12 protein-coding genes are annotated in these 16,029 nt (G+C 55.0%); 5 read left to right on the top strand and 7 right to left on the bottom strand.

Features of this window, described 5'->3' with window-relative positions; translation table 11 throughout:
• Positions 1–553: 553 nt before the first annotated feature.
• Together KP814_RS18345 and phnR are read right to left on the bottom strand one after the other, a co-directional pair.
• The gene (locus tag KP814_RS18345; protein WP_216738114.1) at positions 554–1,582 is read right to left on the bottom strand and encodes a putative 2-aminoethylphosphonate ABC transporter substrate-binding protein; all 1,029 of its coding nucleotides are present in this window, start codon (positions 1,580–1,582) and stop codon (positions 554–556) included.
• Positions 1,583–1,756: 174 nt separating this feature from the next.
• Positions 1,757–2,473, bottom strand: a complete 717-nt coding sequence (gene phnR / locus KP814_RS18340) for a phosphonate utilization transcriptional regulator PhnR (protein WP_216738113.1) — start codon at positions 2,471–2,473, stop codon at positions 1,757–1,759.
• A 315-nt stretch (positions 2,474–2,788) separates the two neighbouring features.
• Between phnR and KP814_RS18335 the strand changes: the two genes are divergently transcribed.
• Together KP814_RS18335 and KP814_RS18330 are read left to right on the top strand one after the other, a co-directional pair.
• The gene (locus tag KP814_RS18335) at positions 2,789–3,394 is read left to right on the top strand and encodes a hypothetical protein (protein WP_216738112.1); all 606 of its coding nucleotides are present in this window, start codon (positions 2,789–2,791) and stop codon (positions 3,392–3,394) included.
• A 243-nt stretch (positions 3,395–3,637) separates the two neighbouring features.
• The gene (locus KP814_RS18330; RefSeq protein ID WP_253938467.1) at positions 3,638–5,737 is read left to right on the top strand and encodes a catalase; all 2,100 of its coding nucleotides are present in this window, start codon (positions 3,638–3,640) and stop codon (positions 5,735–5,737) included.
• Between the two features lie 525 nt (positions 5,738–6,262).
• Here KP814_RS18330 and KP814_RS18325 read toward each other — a convergent pair.
• Entirely contained in the window at positions 6,263–6,757 is a 495-nt protein-coding gene (locus KP814_RS18325) for a hypothetical protein (protein ID WP_216738110.1), read from the bottom strand.
• Between the two features lie 491 nt (positions 6,758–7,248).
• Here KP814_RS18325 and KP814_RS18320 point away from each other — a divergent pair, with 491 nt between their 5' ends.
• Positions 7,249–8,574: a glycosyl hydrolase family 18 protein gene (locus tag KP814_RS18320; RefSeq protein ID WP_216738109.1), complete on the top strand. Its 1,326-nt coding sequence runs from the start codon at positions 7,249–7,251 to the stop codon at positions 8,572–8,574.
• A 35-nt stretch (positions 8,575–8,609) separates the two neighbouring features.
• On the opposite strand, the gene KP814_RS18315 is transcribed toward KP814_RS18320, so the two are convergent.
• From KP814_RS18315 to xylB, 3 genes are all read right to left on the bottom strand, one after another.
• The gene (locus KP814_RS18315; protein ID WP_216738108.1) at positions 8,610–9,944 is read right to left on the bottom strand and encodes a site-specific integrase; all 1,335 of its coding nucleotides are present in this window, start codon (positions 9,942–9,944) and stop codon (positions 8,610–8,612) included.
• Between the two features lie 112 nt (positions 9,945–10,056).
• Complete coding sequence (locus KP814_RS18310; protein ID WP_216738107.1) at positions 10,057–10,635, bottom strand: hypothetical protein; 579 nt, start codon at positions 10,633–10,635, stop codon at positions 10,057–10,059.
• 192 nt (positions 10,636–10,827) lie between these two features.
• Positions 10,828–12,321, bottom strand: coding sequence for a xylulokinase (xylB, locus tag KP814_RS18305; RefSeq protein WP_216738106.1), 1,494 nt, complete (start codon positions 12,319–12,321; stop codon positions 10,828–10,830).
• A gap of 440 nt (positions 12,322–12,761) precedes the next feature.
• Here xylB and KP814_RS33260 point away from each other — a divergent pair, with 440 nt between their 5' ends.
• Positions 12,762–14,078 (top strand): PAS domain-containing methyl-accepting chemotaxis protein, encoded by a 1,317-nt coding sequence (locus tag KP814_RS33260; RefSeq protein ID WP_216738105.1) that lies wholly within the window; start codon positions 12,762–12,764, stop codon positions 14,076–14,078.
• A 72-nt stretch (positions 14,079–14,150) separates the two neighbouring features.
• On the top strand, positions 14,151–14,972 hold the full coding sequence (locus tag KP814_RS18295) for a class I SAM-dependent methyltransferase (protein ID WP_216738104.1): 822 nt from the start codon (positions 14,151–14,153) through the stop codon (positions 14,970–14,972).
• 182 nt (positions 14,973–15,154) lie between these two features.
• Here KP814_RS18295 and KP814_RS18290 read toward each other — a convergent pair whose 3' ends face one another.
• Positions 15,155–15,679 carry an NUDIX hydrolase gene (locus tag KP814_RS18290; RefSeq protein ID WP_371824068.1) on the bottom strand — a complete coding sequence of 175 codons (525 nt, stop codon included), beginning with the start codon at positions 15,677–15,679 and terminating at the stop codon, positions 15,155–15,157.
• Positions 15,680–16,029: the final 350 nt, after the last annotated feature.

The following is a 16,029-nucleotide window of genomic DNA, read 5'->3' as shown; positions in this document are numbered from 1 at the left end:
ATCATCAAAGTCATTAAACGGACACCCACTTTACGCCGGGTTTGTCGGCCGTCCTTCGACAGGTTCAGGACGAGCGGCGGTGTTAAATGGACACCCACTTTTAATCCCAAACCCACCCGTTCGCGCTGAGCTTGTCAAAGCGCTCTTATGGGTGTCCTGCTAACTGCAGTCATCATCAAAATCATTAAACGGACACCCACTTTACGCTGGGGTTGTCGGCCGCCCTTCGACAGGCTCAGGACGAACGGTGGTGTTAAATAAACACCCGTTTTTAATCCTAAATTCAGCGCGAACGAGGTGAGCTTTTAAAGTGGATGTCCGGTTAAGAACACACCTTCGAAACAACTGTTTATCCCTAAAACTCAATCCCAAACTCGCCCGTTCGCGCTGAGCTTGTCGAAGCGCTCTTATGGGTGTCCTGCTAACTGCAGTCATCATCAAAATCATTAAACGGACACCCACTTTACGCCGGGTTTGTCGGCGGTCCTTCGACAGGCTCAGGACGAACGGTATTGGTGCTTAAAGTGGGTGTCCTGTTAGCTGTTAGCGCTGACTACTTGGCTTCGCTTTTGCCGTCGAAGCGTTTCTGCCATTCGGCCAGGATGCGTTCGCGGTTGGCGGCGGCCCAGGTGAAGTTGTTGTCGATCATCAGGGCTTCGGCGTTTTCCGGGAAGTACTGCACTGGCTTGGCGACACCGGGCATGGCGACGACAGCGTAGCCTTCGTTGTAGGTCTCATTGGCTTTGCGGGAGACGGTCCAGTCCACCAGGGTTTGGGCGGCGTCCATTTTCTTGGAGCCTTTCACGATGGCGGTGGCTTCCATGTCCCAGCCCAGGCCTTCCTGTGGGAAGATGATGTCCAGCGGCGCGCCGTCTTTCTTGGACTTTGCAGCGCGGAAGGCGAAGGAGATGCCGATGGGCGTTTCGCCGGCGGCGGCCATTTTGCAGGGTTTGGAACCGGAGTGGGTGTAGCGGCTGATGTTCTGGTGCAGGTCGCTCATATACTGCCAGCCTCTTTCTTCGCCGAACATCTGCAACCAGCTGCTCACGTCCAGGAAGCCGGTGCCGGAGGAGTTGGGGTTAGGCATGATGATATGGCCCTGATATTCCGGCTTGGTCAGGTCTTTCCAGGATGTAGGCTTGGGCAGATTGAGTTTCTCCGCTTCCACGGTGTTGAAACACACCGCCGCCATCCAGGCGTCCATGCCGGTCCATACCGGCGCCGCATTGTTATCGCGGAATTTTGGCGAGAGGGCGTCATAGCCTTTGGGCTTGTAGGACTGCAGCATGCCTTCGTCGTTGAGCAGCATCAGGCTGGTGGCGGCCAGGCCCCAGACTACGTCCGCCTGCGGGTTTTCTTTCTCCGCCAGCAGTTTGGCGGTGATGATGCCGGTGGAATCCCTCACCCAGTTGATTTTGATGTCAGGATGCTCTTCATTGAAGCGCGCCGCGTATTTCTTTAGGTCTTCCGCTTCGATTGCGGTATATACGGTCAATTCAGTGGTCGCCGCCTGGGCCGCCAGGGAACACAGAGCTGCGCCGGCCAGGACGCTCACACGCTTCAACAGATACTTCAACGTCATTTTCAGTCTCCTTGGTGAGGGTTGGAGGTTGCTTCTGGTCTATACCAGAAGTAACGGTAGCGACTGAATGTTGCAGAAAGGTGACGTTTTGAAGAACTTTGTGATTAACCGGCGTATGGATGCGCCAGAGCAGGGATTGGCCGCCATAGCGAGGCGGCTGGCTTTTCAGAATTTTTAGTCGATTACGTCAATTTGGATCGTCACAGCGTCGTGACGCCAGTATTCGTAGTCCAACTCCAATACCCGGCCGGAGGCGTCGTAATTGGTGCGCTCGATATGGAGGCCGGGCAGACCCGCCGCGGCGCCCAGTTCACGGGCGGCGTCTTCCTGCAGGGCGGTGGATTTAAACGTCAGGTTCATGCTGTGATAGGCCTGCCCATACTTGCTGCGCAGCAGGTGGGTTAGAGACTGTGACATGTCTTCTTTTTCGATGCCGGGCAGCAGCGCCGTGTTGATATAGATATGCTCGATCAACACGGGACGCCCGTCAATGGAGCGGCGGCGTTGCAAGAACAACAGGCGCGCGCCTTTGTCGACTTTCATCAGCTCCGCCATGCGCGCATCCGCAGGATTGACGGTGACGCCGATCAGGTCGGTGCTGGGCTCAAAGCCCTGACTGGACACGTACTCAATAAAACTCTGCCGCCGCGCCGGGTTGTACACCACCGCCGGCGGCGAGACGAACCAGCCGCGGCGATTCTGGCGATAGATCAATCCCTCGGCCTCCAGTGTCTGCAATCCCTGGCGTACGGTCATGCGAGTGAGATTGAAGCGTTCCCCGATATCCCGTTCAGAGGGCAGCTTCTCTCCGGGCAGGAGCGCTTGCTGGCGGATCAGATAGCTGAAGTGCTGTTGCAGGTAGCGGTAATGGTTGTCGATCTGCTTTTCCATCAAAGATTCTTCTGGTCTATTCCAAAAATACGACAAGGCTATTGAAGCTATATGACGATTCTATGACGGTCCGCCGAAGGTCAACGCCGCTAACCGGTGAGTCGACGTCGCTCTTTTCCGAATTCAGCGTTTCCGTCGCTTTTTGACTTTGTTTGCGAAGCTTAGCAGAAACCACGGGCTATCGTCGCAACCGGAAAAGAACGATCAGAAGGCGGTAAGGGAACTAGCGGCGCTGACGCCTGTCGGAAGTCTCAGCGTCGTTCCCAAGACGCGGTAACTCCAAGTGGAACGTTTTAATTTTCAAGGAAATAACGCATGACTGTTAATGCAGAACGAGTGGGCCAGGTGATCCGCAACGGCGGGCTGGTCTGGTACAACGCAGCCAACGAAAAACTGGTGTCCAAGCAAATCATTCAGGCCCCGCAACGGGACGGCATGATGGACAACTTCACCCACGCGAAAGTGGAGTTTGGCGACAATGAGGTGCTTCTGAAGTCTGTGCCGGGACCGGAAGGGGCGGATGCGGTGAACATCAAATATCGCGACCGCCAGGCGACCTTCGCCGACCTGGAGGCGCCCGGCTATATCTATTCCGACAGCTTCTCCGGCTGCGTGTTCTATCTGTTCCGGGGACCGCTGGGATACCTGCACGCGGTGCACGCCTATCGGGGCGGCGGCAGGCTTGCCGACCCCACCGAATACTTCAAGGCCCGAGGCGGTAAGCTGCTTTATAAATGGGACAGCCTGGGCAAGTTGACGCAGGACGAACTGATGAGTTACCAGACCGGCGCGGTGCTGGCCTGCGTCAGCCGCGACACCATCGACGTATTCGCCTTCGCCACCAAGAACCGCGAGGTGAAACGACTCATCGATCACACCACCATCCCTGGCTGGGTGGCCAGCGCCGGGCTGCCGGTCTGATCCCGCGTTGAATTGAACCTCACTTTTTGCGCCGCTGTGTTAGCGGCGCTTTTTTATCAGATTTCCCGCGCCAATTTCTCTGCGCCGCCCAGGCATTGTCTGACCTGGTGCGGTTCTTGCCCCTGTTCATGGTGAGTTAAGGGCGGTTTTGTTTAACCATTCCATCAGGTTACCGCCAAGTTCTTGCAACCCCCGTACTGATTACGATTCTCGTACTTAGGGACAGACTTCAGGAAAATGATCATGGCGACAAAAAAATCCACATCCGTTAAACCAGGTAAAAATTACAAAGAAAATGTAGGGAAGGGCGGAGAAATACATCAAGAGTCCCGAAGCGCGCCTGTGCTCAGGTCACCGCAAGGGACGCCGATTGCCGACAACCAAAACTCTCTGCGCGGCGGCGCGCGCGGACCGGGCTTGCTGGAAGACCGGCAACTGCGGGAAAAGCTGTTTCATTTCGATCATGAACGCATTCCTGAGCGGGTAGTCCATGCGCGGGGGTTCGGCGCTCACGGTTACTTTGAAACGCTGGATACCCTGGATGGCGTGACCTGCGCCAGTCTGTTCAAACGCAAAGGGCTCAAGACGCCGGTGTTCGCGCGTTTCTCCACGGTGGCGGGCAACAAAGGCTCCGCCGATCTGGCCCGCGATGTGCGCGGCTTCGCCGTGAAGTTTTATACCCTGGAAGGCAACTGGGATTTGGTGGGGAACAATATTCCCGTATTTTTCATTCAGGACGCGATGAAATTCCCCGATCTGATTCACGCGGCGAAAGCGGAGCCGGACCGGGGCTTTCCGCAGGCGCAAACAGCGCATGACAATTTCTGGGACTTTATTTCGCTGACCCCGGAAAGTATGCACATGGTGATGTGGATCATGTCCGACCGCACCATTCCCCGATCCCTGCGCTTTATGGAAGGCTTTGGCGTGCACACCTTCCGGTTTATCAACGCCGCAGGCAAATCCACCTTCGTTAAGTTTCACTGGAAGCCGGCGCAGGGAATGCAGTCCGTGACCTGGGACGAAGCGCTGCGCATTAACGGCGCCGATCCGGATTACCATCGGCGCGATATGTGGAATGCGATTCAGTCAGGCGACTATCCGACCTGGGAACTGGGTGTTCAGCTGTTTGATGAGGCGTTCGCCGAACAGTTCGAGTTTGACGTGCTGGACGCCACCAAACTGATCCCCGAAGAACAGGTTCCGGTGAAAATTGTCGGCAGAATGGTGCTCAATAAGGCGGTCGACAACTTCTTTGCGGAAACGGAACAGGTCGCCTTCTGCACCCAGAATTTGGTCCCCGGCATTGATCAAAGCAACGATCCGCTACTGCAGGGGCGCAACTTTTCTTATCTGGACACCCAACTTAAACGTCTGGGCGGGCCCAACTTCACCCATATCCCCATCAATGCGCCCAAGTGTCCGGTGCACAACTTCATGCAGGATGGACATATGGCCATGCACAACCGCGCGGGACGCGCCAACTACGAGCCGAATAGCTGGGGAGGCGAGCAGGGCGGGCCGCGCGAGGATAGCGAAACCGGCTACGTCAGCTATCCGGAACCGATGAAGGGGGAGAAAGTCCGACAGCGCAGCGAAACTTTCAGTGACCATTACAGCCAGGCCAACCAGTTTTACCGCAGTCAAACCGACGTGGAGCAGGCCCATATCGCTGACGCCCTGGTGTTTGAATTAAGCAAGGTGGAGCGTAGCGACATTCGGGAAAGAATGGTCTCACACTTGCTTAATATTGACCGGGGACTGGCGAAAAACGTCGCCAGCAAATTAGGGATCAGTACTATGCCTAAACCGGCCCCGGCGGCCAGGAAACCCATTATGGACTTACCTGTTTCAGATGCGTTGAGCATCAATAAAAGCTCACAGCCGACGCTGGCTGGGCGCACGTTTGGCGTTTTTCTGTCCAACGGCGCCGATAACAAGCTGCTGAAAAACTTAAAGCGTCTGCTTAAAAAAGAGGGCGCGGATTATGACTTGATCACTCCCGCCATTCAGGGGACGACATTAAGCGATGGCGAAGTCATCACCGGCGACGAAACCTACGAAGGCGGTCCCTCAGCTTTGTACGACGTCGTCGTAGTGATTGTCAGCGACGAGCAACGGAGTTTGTTCACCACGACGCCAGCAGCCAGACATTTCATCGAAGATGCATACCGGCACAGCAAATACATAGCGTACTCCAGCAATCTGCAAGAGACCGTGGAACAATTGCTAAACGGACGCGAATGCGACCGGGCCATGTTCAGCCTGTCAAAAAAAGCGGATATAGAAAACTTCCTGACCAGCGCCAGAGCCCTGCGTTATTGGGACAGGAACGACGGATAAACATACGGGGAGAAGGCGTTTAGCCTGGTCGCAGCAATGGGCCAGGCTTTTTTAATACGTGATGATGACGGCCGCTTGTCCCCAAGTAATGCGTAGAACGGGGAAAGTACTTTGTTACAAAACAAGCGATTAGTTAATGTATGGACCAGAGAGCGGAGAAATAGTCCAGTGGTGGTTATAGGTAGGTTAAATGCCTTCAATTAACTGTAAGTGTGGTGAAAAACTGGGATACGGTGACATACCAAACCCAATTGAATGGTTGGCGATTTCCGATGAAACCTATGATGGTTACGCGGGAATGATCGATTCCGAAACCTTATACCAAGAGATGAAAAGCATCCTGAAATGCTTCAAATGTGGACGATTATGGGTGTTTTGGGATGGATTCAAGTCAGAGCCTGTTTGCTATGCTCCAGAGTGACAATTTAATGTTGCAAAGAAATCAGGCGTTATCCAGAAAGTTCGCTCAAGAAAAAAAGCGCACACAGACTTCAAGAAATTCCCAAAAGCCTGTGTGCCGTGCGCTTATGCGGTGGCTATTTTGTCCGCATCAAATTGTTTGAACACGTCTTTGATCATGTCCTTGGTGTCGCTGGTGTAGCGGACGCCGACCAGGACAGCGCCTTTTTTGATGGCGTCTTCGTAGTATTTGATCTCGTGCTCAGGGATCGCCAGGCCGATGGCTCCGCCGATCAGGCCGCCCACAGCGCCGCCGGCTCCGCCCGCCGCCAGAGCAGCGACGAAGGGGCCCGCCGCCAACAGGCCTGCGCCCGCTGTAGCGACTGCGCCCACTGCGGTCAGGCCGCCTGCCACCGCCGCCAGTACGCCGCCGGTGGTTGCGCCAACCGCCACGCCTTCGGGCAGTTTGCTGTGCTCGGTCAGGGCGAAGCTGTCTTTGGTGAAGTTGCTGTTGGTCACCAGTGAGATGTCATCTGACTTGATCCCTTTGTATTCCAACATATGAATCGCCGCGCTGGCGTTAGTGGGAACTTTAAACATACCTGTAATTACGTCGCTCATGGTCATTTCCTCTAATCAATATCCTGTTTGAAGGTTTACTACTCATACTGTCAATAAGGCTTGAGCAATCGCTGGGCCAACCTCTTACAAACCTTGAATTCAAAGGGGTGAGGGCCGCACAGGGTATTTTTTTTGTCAGTAAAAAGAACCGGTTACAAAAGGTCCGAGCGTAAGCCTTGCAAAAACTGTTGAAAGAATTACGCATTTTTCCCGCTGGATCTTTTGATGCTTTAAGCGTCTTTTATTTGTCAGAAGGGGATCTGCAAATACCGGTGAAACGAGCCTGACTTATGCCGGTTATAGGCTTTTTGAGTGATTACCTTATCCGTAATGATTGAGTATGTTATGAAAGCGCTTGCATTGTCGCTCTCTCAATAAACTCGGGCGATCAGCAGAAATCAAAAGCTAATACTAAAACCGAAAAATACGCCGCAAGCGCCTTCCATCCGACCAGCACGACAAACATGACCTTAAAAGGACAGGTGATAATTATGGCTATCAAGCTCAAACACATTGTATCGGCAGTCGCGCTGACCACCGCCATGATCGCCGCGCCGGCGATGGCTGAATTCAAAGTTGTGGGATACTTTCCAACCTGGCAGGGGGACGTAAACAGCATCCCCTACGATAAAGTCACCCACATCAACTATTCCTTCGCCATACCCACCGCCAATGGCGGCTTGCAGCCTCTGGAAGGCGGGGAGCAGCGCTTGCGCACGCTGGTGCAGCGCGCCCATGGCGCCGGGGTGAAAGTGCAGATCGCCGTGGGCGGATGGAATAACGGCGATGATTCCGCTTTCGCCGCGCTTTCCGGCAACAGCGGCAGTCGCGCCAACTTTATCCGTAATCTGATGAACATGGTGGATGCCTACGGCCTGGATGGCGTGGATCTGGACTGGGAATACCCGGAAGCTGGCGCCGAAGCCAATAACTTCAAAATTCTGATGCGGGAGCTGGGCGCAGCGCTGCACAGCCGCAACAAGATTCTAACTGCGGCGGTCACTGCGTCGGACTTTCCCGGCAGCGTAGACGCAGACGTCATCAACAGCGTGGATTTCCTCAACCTGATGGTGTACGACCTGGGGTATCCGCATTCCACCTATCAACACGCGCAGAACGCGCTGACTCACTGGAAATTCAACGAAGGCCTGCCTCAGCACAAAGCGGTGCTGGGCGTGCCGTTTTATTCCCATAAAGACTGGGTGGCCTATAAAGACGTGATCGCCCGCTACGGCGCCGGCGCGGCGCAACGGGATGACGCTGGCGGCCTCGACTATAACGGACAGCCGACTATCCGGGCGAAGACTGAGCTGGCGCTGTCAGAAGCGGGCGGCGTCATGTTCTGGGAAATTTCCCAGGATACCCGTGACGATACCTCTTTGATGAAAACCATCTGGGAGACAGTCGACGGCGGTAACCCCCCGACCCCTGGCGGCATCACCGTTCAGGCGGAGAACTACTCCTATATGAGCGGCGTGCAGGTGGAACCCACCACCGATGCGGGCGGCGGCCAGAATGTCGGCTATATCGACGCCAATGACTGGATGTCCTACGCGGCGGTGAATATTCCCCAGGCGGGGACTTACACTGTGGAATACCGGGTAGCCAGCTTGAATGGCGGCGGCAGACTGCAACTGGAGAAAGCCGGAGGCAGTCCGGTGTATGGCAGCGTGTCGATTCCCGCCACCGGAGCCTGGCAGAACTGGCGTACGGTGCAGCACAAAGTGAACCTGCCCGCCGGACAATTGCAATTCGGTATCAAGGCGCTGTCCGGGGGCTGGAACATCAACTGGTTCAAGGTCAGCAAGAGCAATTAAGCCTGAGTTGTCCTGAGGCCTTGCAATAAAGGCCTCTAAACCTTGCGCGAGCGGCCGGTGGCGGCTCGCTCTTTCATATCAGACTGAATATACACGCGGTCGGTCGTGCCCATGCTGGCGTGACCGAGGTCGTCCGCCATGTGCTTGAGCGGACGGTTGGCGATGTCCTGGGACGCGCCAGTGTGGCGCAGCCAGTGGGTGGTGGCTTTGCGCAGCTCCTTGGCGTCATTTTCAAAGCCGTCTTTCATCATACGGTGATAGGCCAGCTCAAAGGCCTCCCGTACCAAACGGGCGATCTGTCGACTGGTGAGCCCGCCGCCGCCGCGCATTTTCTGTAGCAACGGCTCCTTGTCGCCGGGGGAAGGCGACGCAGTGAGGCCGCGATGCTCGCGGTAGCGACGGATGTACTCCCACATGGCGCTGGAAACAGAGACATCGCGGATCTTGAGGCCTTTGCCGAAGGCTTTGAACCACCAGTTACCGTCATGGTCCTTCCACACATGCTCCCACATGGGTGTCCATTTAGGGCGGTCGGAGAGTTCGGAGATACGCAGGTACAGAGATTTCAGGCAGGCGATAATGAAGATAGTGCGCTCATAGCTCGGCTGCTCCTCGGCTTTTTCCTTCAGGGTCTCCAGCACATATTCCCATTGCAGTTCAGACAGGCGCTTGATCTGTTTCACTTGCGCGTCCTTGATCAGGTAGGGCGAGGCTTTGCGGATACCAGGGATAGGGTTGCCGAGAACGATGTCCTCCTGCACCAGATGATCATAAAACACGCTGATGGCGGAATAGGCCAGGGCGGTGGCGCTGTTGCTCAGGCGGTAGCCTTTCTTTTCCGGCTGCAGAATGTCCTTTTTGTCCTTCTTATCGTTCTTCGCCGAAGCGACGGCGTCTTTGCTGTCCGGCTTGGGATCGTTGGTCGAACGCGCCGCCTCCCTTATCACGAAAGGCCGCCACAGCGGATTGCTGCGAAACAGGCCCTGTCCGCCAATAAACTCAAAACGGCGCACGCTGCCGGAGCCAATCCAGCCTGTTGGCGGGGCGTGCAGAAAGTCAAAGTAATTCTCGATATGAGAGCGACGAAGCTGGGACACCGCTTTACCTTCCACCGTCCAGGCCCACAACAGATAACGCTCCACCTCATTGCGGAAACTGGTGAAAGTCTTCTCGCTTTTGCGGGAGTAACTCTTCAGAAAACGCTGGGCGCTGATGAAGTCCTCGTTGACGCCGGGAATGGTTTCCTTAAGCCGAGCGAGGAATTGTCTGCTGTCCGGGTAGTCGTCCAGCATGGCGAGGCCAAGAGGCAGCTTGACGAACTCGCGGTGGGCGTCAAAGAGGGGGAAAGCTGGAAAGTCGGGAGCGGACATACGTATGGCTGACAACTAAGCTGATTTATGTTCAATAAAAACAATAATATAAAAGTTATATTTAATGTTGGTTATGACTTTTTGGCGAGGGGATGGCGCCGCAAGATTGGCGTTATTCTTTCATCACCTGCCACTCCACTTCCTGAATATCCAGGGTTCCCAGAGTAAGCTTGCACTTGGTGGACGGCTTGCCGCCATAACCACAGGCGGGAATCTTATAGGTCGCGCCATTGTCGTCCAGACGAAAAGCGGAGGCGGCCAGGAAGCGAACGCCGGGATTGGCGGCGATGATATTCTCTTCCGCGCAATAGGTGGCTTTTTCAGGGTTTATATCTAGAAAAGTTCTAAGTTCGTTCACTAAGTCACTGTATTCAGAACCAGAAAGTCGATAAACACTGACCAGCTTTTTGGACTTCGGGAGGATGCCCACCATCACCGCGCCGGTTTTATTGGGGTTTCTTTGCGCGCCCTTCGACATGGCTTTAGAGGTGGATTTAGTACTCTTTTTTTGGACGGTGACGAAGCCGTCATTCTCCGCGGCTTCCTGCTCCGCACTCTGAAAACTGCGCGCCGCCAACGATATTTGGCGGTTGAGCTCCTCGCGCAACAGGCCTTTTTGCTCGTCGGACAGGCTACTGAAGCCGTTTTTCGGTGTGTAGGTCTTTAAGAACAGATCTTCATCAAATGGCATAAATACTCCTTATCCATGCGCGGGAACGGTGATTGGGCGGGCTTAAGCGCCCCAGTGGCTATGCTTGCTTTCACGAAAGGGAAAGAGCAAGCATAGCGGAATGATGAAACGGCGACAATTCAAAGTTGGAAGATAACTGTTTTATAAACAGATAGATAAGCTGGAAACTTAAAGTATGAATGAAACTGGTGGTTAGGCGATTGGGTGTATAGTCGCCAACCTTGCTCTGTACAACTTATAAGCGTTTTCGTATTCCTCCACAGCTTCTTGTGTTGGCGATACGGCGGCGTCTTCATCCAGTTTCACAAAGCGCTGGCACAGGTCATGCAGGAGGATGTCGTCGCCTTGGGCGTGCGCGTCACACCAGGCCGCCTGAATCGCTCCGCCCAATGCCGCACTCTCGCCAACCTGGGGGCAAATGACGCGGGCGTTCATCATGTCCGCCACCATTTGACGCCATAACCGACTTTTCGAGCCCCCGCCGATCAGTCTGATTTCCTGGCAATGGATGCCGGATGTCCGCAAAAGGTCCAAACCGTAGCGCAACCCAAAGGTGACCCCTTCCAGCGCTGAGCGGCAAACATTGGCGGGGTGCAGGTTCTGCATATTCAGGCCCAGTAAACTGCCTGTCGCATCGGGGAGCGGCGGCACGCGCTCGCCATTGAGGAACGGCAGCAGGGTGACGCCCTGAGCGCCGATGGGCGCTTGCGCCGCTTCCTGATTGAAACGGTCCAGATCGTAACCGAACAGACCCCGCACCTGGTTAACCACCGCCGTCAGATTCATGGTGCATATCAGGGGCAGCCAGCCGTCGCTGGAGGAGCAGAACGCCGCCAGGGATGGGTGTCCTTGTTTTGGCGGCCGGTTTGAATGGGCGTAAAGCGCGCCGGAAGTGCCCAGGCTGAGGGTCACCACGCCTTCATCTATATTGCCTGTGCCAATGGCGCCCATCATGTTGTCGCCGCCTCCGCTGGCCACCAACACGTTATCCGACAGACCTAACAAGCGGGCAATGGCGGGGCTGACCTTGCCTACGGGCTGCTGCGCCTGCAGTAACGGCGGTAAGGCGCTGGCCAGGCGCCCATCGGGGGCGATGAGTTCGAGGGCTTCCGGGACCCAGCGCCGAGTGCGGATATCGAAATACCCGGTCCCCGAGCTGTCGCCGTATTCGGCGGCGATCTCGCCGGTCAGCCAGTAGTTGAGGTAGTCGTGAGGCAGCAGAATATGGGCGATGCGTTGAAAGGCGTCCGGTTCATGTTGACGCAGCCAGAGCAGCTTGGAGAGGGTGTAGCCGGTGGCGAGTGTGAGTCCCAGAAGTTCAAGAGAGCCTTGTTCCCCACCCATCTGCTCCAGCAACGCGGCGTTTTGCGGCGCGGTTTCCGTATCGCACCACAGCTTCGCCGGCCGAATCACCTCGCCCTGAGAGTCCAACGCTACCAGTCCGTGCTGCTGTCCGGATACGCTGATAGCGCGAATATGACGGCTGTCGACGCCAGAGCGCTCAAGCGCCTGCCGGTAGCTGTCGACGAAGGCCTGCGTCCACCAGTCGGGATGCTGCTCGCGGCGGCCATTGGCGTCGCTGATCAGCGCATGAGGCGCGTAACCCTCTCCCAGGATGACTTCCCGCTCCGGGTCCAGCACCACCACCTTGGTTCCCTGAGTCCCACAATCCACGCCTACGTACATACCTGATTCTCCTCGGTTTCCGGCTGCAAGCCATTGATCGGCCACGGACAATATGACAGGGAGTGTACGCCGAACCCGCCGGCAATTGCGAATGCGGGACGTAGTTGGGCGGCGGTTTGTTGGGTGGCAGTTTGTTGGATGGCTGTCTGTTGGGTAGCCGCTTGTTGGATGGCGCTGCGCTTATCCAACCTACAAAGAAGGAACAACCTATAGCCAGGTAGGTTGGAAAAGCGCAGCGCCTTCCGACGGCGAAGGTCCGCTCACCACAGCGCCTCGTATAAATACTGTACGGCTCACGGAAAGAGTTTCGCCGTTGGCCCCGCTCATCCGGCCTGCGCGAATGGGCAGCCTACCAAAGATGACGGTTTGTTCTATGATTGAAGTGTCCGCCGTTGCATACAAACTGAACGATAGGTCAATCATTTGAGGTATGGCGTTATATGTTCTCAACCAAGAAAAACAAACAGCAACAACACGACGCCCATAATCTGGCCAAAGCGTTGCAAGCTGAACTGGGCAGTATTGCGAAGTCCTGCGCCACCATCTATTTCACGCCCGTCGGGGAGGTTCTGGACGCCAGCGAACTGTTTCTGGCGAGTGTCGGATATAAGCTGGACGAGATCATTGGGCGACATCATCGCATTTTCTGCGCAGAGGACGTTGTCGATAGCCCGGAATATCGCCAGTTCTGGGCCGATCTGGCCAAGGGCGTTCCCAAGCGGGGGACATTCAGGCGCCGCCACAAGAACGGTTCGGACGTGTGGCTGGAAGCGACTTACATTCCTATCGTACAGGACGGACAGGTAATGCGCGTCATGAAGGTGGCCAACGACGTTACCAAAGATCATGAGCAGTCCGCGCATAATCAGGCTTTGATCAAGGCTATCGATCGCTCTAACGCTGTCATTGAGTTCAAGCCGGACGGGACTATATTGAACGCCAATAAAAACTTCATCAGAGCGTTAGGCTATAGCGACCTGAAGGAAATCAAGGGCAAGCACCATGAGATATTCTGCCCGGACGACTTCTACAGAGAAAATCCCAATTTCTGGCGCGAGCTGGCGAACGGCGAAATCAAAAGCGGCTTGTTCCTCCGCATCAGCAAGCAGGGGCGTTCCGTCTGGATAGAAGCGACCTATAACCCCGTATTCGATCATAGGGGCAAGGTGGTCAAAATCACCAAGGTCGCCAGCGACGTGACGGAAAGAATTGAACGCCAGTTAGCGGTTCAGAAAGCCGCTGAAGTCGCCCACAGCACTTCCGTGGAAACCGCACAGGTCTCCCAGAAAGGCGCGCGCATCCTCAGGGAAAACCTGGCCAACTCCGAGAAGATTTCCACGGATATCGGTCGTTCAGCCAAACTCGTCGAGGATCTGAATGAGCAGTCCAACCAGATCTCCAATATTGTCACCACCATCAAATCCATCGCGGAACAGACCAACCTGCTGGCCCTCAACGCCGCTATCGAAGCCGCGCGAGCAGGGGAGCATGGCCGGGGCTTCGCCGTGGTGGCGGATGAAGTGCGCTCTCTGGCGGGCAGAACGACCAAGTCGACGGAGGAAATCAACCAGATGGTGGATCGCAATAACCAACTGGTGCTGCAGGCGGGCGACAGCATGGTCGAAGTGACGAAACAGGCCGGCAAGAACGCGGACCTGATCGCGGAAGCCTCCCGAATCATCGAGGAAATTTTCAAAGGCGCGGAATACGTCTCCCAAGTAGTGGGTGATCTGGTGGACAACTCCAGCGAGTCATAAGTGAAACGTCCTGCTTCGTTGCGGGGACATCTTTGGAGCGACCTTGAAGTGCTGCGTGAGGCGTGAAAAGCCATGGCGAATACGGATGACAAATGGGCGGCGGCGTCGAGTTATGAAGCATTCATGGGGCGTTGGAGCCGACGCATCGCCTTAGAATACGTGTCCTGGCTGAATGCGCCGCCTGGACTGCACTGGCTGGATGTAGGCTGCGGTACGGGAGCCCTGACCCGTACGATTTGCAATGTCGCCCAACCTGCCTCTGTCCTCGGCTGCGATCCCGCAGAACCCTTTATCGCTTTCGCCCGAGAACAGACGTTGGAGGCACCGGCGTCATTTATAGCGGCGGGAGTAGGGAATCTGCCACATCGTCCTGAAGGATTTGACTGCGTCGCTTCCATGTTCGCACTGAACTTTTTCCCGGATACCGACGCCGCTATTCGCGAAATGCAGACCATCGCCGCCGCCGGCGCTATCGTCTCCGCCTGCGTATGGGACTACGCGCAGGGAATGGAGTTTCTACGCTACTTCTGGGATGCGGCGACAGCGCAAGATCACGCCGCGAAAGAACTGGACGAAGGCTACCGTTTCCCTCTCTGTCATCCCGAGAAACTCATCGAACTGTTCACCAAAGCCGGCCTTGATGACATCCAATGTGAAGCCGTGGAAATTCCCACCCTTTTCACCCACTTCGACGACTACTGGCTCCCCTTCCTCGGCGCAACCGGACCCGCACCGACCTACATCGCCTCCCTCTCAGACGATCTAAGAAACGCCATAGCGGACAAATTAAGAGAAACACTCCCCATACGGCCAGATGGAACCATCCTCTTAAAAGCAAAAGCCTGGGCGATCCGGGGTGTCGTGCATCGAGCCAGACAGGATGAAGGGTCGTAGGTTGGAAAAGCGCAGCGCCTTCCAACAAATGAGGTTACGTGGATTCAGCTGTCGGATGGCGCTGCGCTTATCCAACCTACATTTGAATTTTAATTGCGGCGTTTAGTCTGGAGACCTTGTCTGGAATATTATTTGGTTATGTCCAGGAGTATGTTCCTTTTGACTGGCAAGGTATTAAATAATTAAAAATCTATTTCATGTAGGCTGAAATCTCCTCGTTCCACATCACGGAAGAAAAGCTCCAGTACAACCTTAACTGTATGAAACGCAATGTTATCCAAAGGAATATCGCTTTTTTTGAATAGTTGAACTTCTGAGCTTTCGCTAGTTGGATGGAAGCGGCTGTCTTTTAGCTTTGCGAGGTAAAAGATATTTACGTGATTTGCATGAGGCGAGTTTGTAATTGCGAAAAGCTCTTCGGCGGAGATTCTTGCTCCAGTCTCCTCAAAGGTCTCTCTCTCGGCTGCATGCCTCGTCGTTTCTCCATTTTCCATAAAGCCTGCGGGTAGAGTCCAAAGCCCGGCCCGAGGTTCTATAGCTCTTTTGCAAAGTAGTACGGAGTCTTCTTTGTAAACAATGCAACCAGCGACGATGTTAGGGTTTTGATAGTGGATAAAATTACATTTATCACAAATAAAGCGGTTGCGATTATCTCCCTCGGGTGATCGCCATCTCATAGTTTCACCACACTGTGAGCAAAACTTAATCTCCATTACTTCATACCTGTTCGCGCAGAATCCCAGCATTGAGTCTGATACTTCATCAGCATGCCATTAAGTTCGTCTAGGCTGACGAGAGGAACCTTATACCCACATGTAACAGCTACAGCAATCTGTTTTCATTGGCGAAGTTGCTATTTTTTACCAGTTTGTGGGATTGCAGACGCATGACTCTAGCTCACCCATGCCCACTCAATGGCAGTGGCGGTTTGTTGGATAGCCGCTTGTTGGATGGCGCTGCGCTTATCCAACCTACAAAGAAGGAACAACCTATAAGCTAGGTAGGTTGGAAAAGCGCAGCGCCTTCCGACACCAGCTTTATGGAAGAGCAAGAAGCC

The sequence above is a fragment of the Hahella sp. HN01 genome (genome assembly GCF_018986435.1).
GTDB lineage: Bacteria > Pseudomonadota > Gammaproteobacteria > Pseudomonadales > Oleiphilaceae > Hahella.
The sequence above is the reverse complement of the archived record's forward strand: the minus strand, read 5'-3'. Positions and strand labels throughout refer to the sequence as shown.

Excerpts from the sequence above, each read along its gene's own strand:
- KP814_RS18345 (WP_216738114.1), bottom strand. The coding sequence starts at position 1,582 with ATGACGTTGAAGTATCTGTTGAAGCGTGTGAGCGTCCTGGCCGGCGCA.
- phnR (WP_216738113.1), bottom strand. The coding sequence starts at position 2,473 with ATGGAAAAGCAGATCGACAACCATTACCGCTACCTGCAACAGCACTTC.
- KP814_RS18335 (WP_216738112.1), top strand. The coding sequence starts at position 2,789 with ATGACTGTTAATGCAGAACGAGTGGGCCAGGTGATCCGCAACGGCGGG.
- KP814_RS18330 (WP_253938467.1), top strand. The coding sequence starts at position 3,638 with ATGGCGACAAAAAAATCCACATCCGTTAAACCAGGTAAAAATTACAAA.
- KP814_RS18325 (WP_216738110.1), bottom strand. The coding sequence starts at position 6,757 with ATGAGCGACGTAATTACAGGTATGTTTAAAGTTCCCACTAACGCCAGC.
- KP814_RS18320 (WP_216738109.1), top strand. The coding sequence starts at position 7,249 with ATGGCTATCAAGCTCAAACACATTGTATCGGCAGTCGCGCTGACCACC.
- KP814_RS18315 (WP_216738108.1), bottom strand. The coding sequence starts at position 9,944 with ATGTCCGCTCCCGACTTTCCAGCTTTCCCCCTCTTTGACGCCCACCGC.
- KP814_RS18310 (WP_216738107.1), bottom strand. The coding sequence starts at position 10,635 with ATGCCATTTGATGAAGATCTGTTCTTAAAGACCTACACACCGAAAAAC.
- xylB (WP_216738106.1), bottom strand. The coding sequence starts at position 12,321 with ATGTACGTAGGCGTGGATTGTGGGACTCAGGGAACCAAGGTGGTGGTG.
- KP814_RS33260 (WP_216738105.1), top strand. The coding sequence starts at position 12,762 with ATGTTCTCAACCAAGAAAAACAAACAGCAACAACACGACGCCCATAAT.
- KP814_RS18295 (WP_216738104.1), top strand. The coding sequence starts at position 14,151 with ATGGCGAATACGGATGACAAATGGGCGGCGGCGTCGAGTTATGAAGCA.